The organism is Bradyrhizobium altum (assembly GCF_020889705.1).
GTDB classification, from domain to species: domain Bacteria; phylum Pseudomonadota; class Alphaproteobacteria; order Rhizobiales; family Xanthobacteraceae; genus Bradyrhizobium; species Bradyrhizobium altum.
Genome location: NZ_JACMYP010000489.1, coordinates 1 through 2811, shown reverse-complemented (window position 1 = coordinate 2811; position 2811 = coordinate 1). Strand labels below are relative to the sequence as shown.

Sequence of the window (2811 nt, the reverse complement as noted above, 5' to 3'; positions counted from 1 at the left end):
GCTTGCCTTTGCGCGGGGATGACGGGTTAAGTCGGGATTGAACTGTCAAAGAGCATGTTCGGTGTCATCACCCGCGCATGCGGGTGATCCAGTATTCCAGCGTCGCCGGCGCTTGAGCCGAGAAGCCGCGGCGTACTGGATCGCCCGGTCAGCCGGGCGATGACAGGTGTTGGTGGGAACGCAATTTTGCATTCTCGCGACATGGCTCGTCGCGGAATGCGGATCTAAGCGCAGCGCCGCCGCTGGCGACAACTCACCCGCGGTGCTTCTTCTTCGGCTTCTTGCCGAACTTCGGTTTCGCCGCCGACACGTCTGGCCAGTGTCCAGCCTGGCCGGGTTTGTTCCGATGCTGCTTTTTCTTTCCGAACCTTGGCTCATCGCCAGATTTCGGCTTCGCGCCTTTGCCGTCCCGGTCGAACCGGAACGCAGATCTCGGTTCCTGCCTTGGCGCGTAGTCTTCACGCGAACGGCTCGCGCCTTCGCTCGAAAACGCTCTCGCCTCGCGGTCCGGCTTGCCGCGTCGTTTTGCGGCCGCGTCGTCACGCGGCTCGTCGCGGCGCGGCGCGCTATGCCCCCCGTCATCCTTGTCGCGCCAAGGATCGTGCCTGGTCTTGCGTGCCGGCTTGTCCGAGGGTGCCTGCCGCTGCGGAGCGTCCGCCAGCGGCTCGATGCGGATCGTGTCTTCCTTGTCCGGACGCTTGATCTTGACGGCGAAAGAATCCGCGGCCCGCGCGGCGATCTCGAACTCGGTGGTCGTATCCATGATCTTGATGGCGCCGATGTCGTGCTTGTCGATGCCGCCGCGACGACAGATCATCGGCAACAGCCAGCGGGCTTCCGCATTCTTTTTGCGTCCGATAGAGGCGCGGAACCAGACGGTGGCCTCCTCCATGCCGTGACGCGGGGAGGCCTTGCCGGTCTTCGATCGCGTCCCGGCGGGACGATCCTCGCGGCGCGAGGTGCGCTCGCCGCGGCGATCGTCGCGCTCGCGGCCCCGTCCCTCGCCGGAATCGAGAATGTCTTCGGGCGCAGGCAGCCGCGCGCGATAAAACCGCGCAAGCGCCGCGGCGATCGCCTCGGGCGACCGTTCGGCAAGCAAGGCTTGCGCGAGCACCTGATCGTCGGAGGTCACCTCCTCGGAGAACACCGCGTCCTGCAGCAGGCGGTCATGGTCGAGCTTGCGGATCTCATCCGCCTGCGGCGCAGAACCCCAGACCACATCGATGCCGGCGAGATCCAGCAGCAATTCGGCGCGCCGCCGCCGTGCCGGCGGCACCAGCAGGATGCTGACACCCTTGCGGCCGGCGCGGCCGGTGCGGCCTGAGCGATGTTGCATGACCTCCGGGTCTTTCGGCAGATCGGCATGAATGACGAGGTCGAGGCTCGGCAGGTCGATGCCGCGCGCCGCCACGTCGGTCGCGACACAGACCCTGGACCGTCCGTCGCGCAACGCCTGCAGCGCCTGGGTGCGCTCGTTCTGGGTCATTTCGCCTGACAGCGAGGCCACGGAGAACCCGCGCTCCAGCAGCGCCGCCTGCAAATGCCTGACGGCTTCTCGCGTGTTGCAAAACACCAGCGCGCTCGGCGCCTCATGGAAGCGCAGCACGTTGACGACCGCGTGCTCGACATCGTCGGCAGCCACCCGGATGGCGCGGTACTCGATATCGGCGTGGCCGCCCTCGTCGCCCGCGACCTCGATCCGGAACGCCTGTTGCTGATACTGCTTGGCCAGCGCGACGATGCCGCGCGGAAACGTCGCCGAAAACAGCAAAGTGCGGCGGGTGTCCGGCGTGGTCTCAAGAATGAATTCCATGTCCTCGCGGAAGCCGAGATTGAGCATCTCATCGGCCTCGTCGAGAACGACGACCCGCAATCCCGAAATGTCGAGACGGCCCCGCCGCAAATGGTCGCACAACCGGCCGGGCGTGCCGACCACGATGTGGGCGCCTGCGGCAAGCTCGCGCTGCTCGCGGCGCGGGTCCATGCCACCGACGCAGGAGACGACGCGACCGTCCGCATGCTCATAGAGCCAGGCGAGCTCGCGCTGAACCTGCAAGGCGAGCTCCCGCGTCGGCGCGACGATCAGCGCCAGCGGTGCGGCGGCCGGCTCGAACCGCTCGGCGCCGTCGAGGAGGTCCTTTGCCATGGCCAATCCGTAGGCAACGGTCTTGCCCGAGCCGGTTTGGGCCGAAACGAGAAGATCACGGTCAGCGGCTTCGTCCGCGAGCACCGCGAGCTGGACAGGGGTCGGCTGATCGTAGTTGCGCTCAGCCAAGGCGCGGGCGAGCGGCGAACTTGTGGTCGGAAAGGGCACGGGATGGGAAACCTTGATTGATCCGGGTGCAGAACGTCGATCAGGACGACCTGAGGCTGCGTACCCGGCAGGCGGCACAGCCGCATGACGATTTGGGCTGCTTTACGCCAAGAACAACCAAACCGCCATGCCCCCAAGGCCCCCCAAGCCGGAAAAGGTGCCGGATCAGGCCGGCTGTCCGAGCGGGGCCTGGCTGCCGGCGATCCTGTCCACCAATCCGGACAACCGCGATGGCGGCCGGCTGGCTGCGGCAATCAGGCCGCCCGCCGCGCGCAACGCGCCCGGCACGAGTTCGCAGGCCAAAAGGCGATCGCGCTGATACGGGCCGGGCATGCGGAACGCGCCGGTCTGCGCCGCCGAGAAGCCGAAGCGGTCATAATAGGCTGCATCGCCGACCAGGATGACAGCGCGGTGGCCGAGCCGCTGCGCCCGCTGCAAGGCCTGCCGCATCAGCGCGGCGCCAATGCCGAGACACCGCGCCTCCTCGGCCACCGCGA

Annotated in this window: 2 protein-coding genes; both read right to left on the bottom strand. The window is 67.3% G+C overall.

From position 1 onward, the window contains the following. Positions 1 to 253: 253 nt before the first annotated feature. A complete protein-coding gene (locus tag H8B02_RS46695) occupies positions 254 to 2314 on the bottom strand; it encodes a DEAD/DEAH box helicase (RefSeq protein ID WP_229172433.1) in 2061 nt (686 codons plus the stop codon). Between the two features lie 165 nt (positions 2315 to 2479). Beyond that, the coding region (locus tag H8B02_RS46690) for a GNAT family N-acetyltransferase (RefSeq protein ID WP_229172432.1) at positions 2480 to 2811 on the bottom strand (332 nt) is incomplete at its 5' end.